The organism is Pseudoalteromonas sp. 5Ae-yellow (genome assembly GCF_014077565.1).
Lineage (GTDB): Bacteria > Pseudomonadota > Gammaproteobacteria > Enterobacterales > Alteromonadaceae > Pseudoalteromonas.
Genome location: NZ_JACGWD010000174.1, coordinates 1 through 396, shown reverse-complemented (window position 1 = coordinate 396; position 396 = coordinate 1). Strand labels below are relative to the sequence as shown.

At 46.5% G+C, this 396-nt stretch carries 1 protein-coding gene; it reads left to right on the top strand.

Annotated elements, in window-relative coordinates; translation table 11 throughout:
* Window positions 1–396: Ig-like domain-containing protein (locus H4J63_RS19860; RefSeq protein ID WP_182198115.1), on the top strand; the 396-nt coding region annotated here is incomplete at both ends.

Here is a 396-nt window from a genome sequence, read left to right as displayed (position 1 = left end):
CCAGTACAGCAACGTTAACTATCACTATTACACCTGTAAATGATGCTCCAATAGCAAATGCTGACACGGCAACTATGGCGGAAGATGCAGCGCCAATACTGATAAACGTATTAGCCAATGACTCAGACGTGGATGGCGACAGCCTTGCCATAAGCGCAGCATCAGCTGATATTGGCTCTGTATCAGTGCTTGGCAATCAAATTCAATATACACCGGCAGCCGACGACAACGGCTTCGCAACAGTTACTTATACTGTAAGCGATAGCAACGGCGGCGCCAGTACAGCAACGTTAACTATCACTATTACACCTGTAAATGATGCTCCAATAGCAAATGCTGACACGGCAACTATGGCGGAAGATGCAGCGCCAATACTGATAAACGTATTAGCCAATG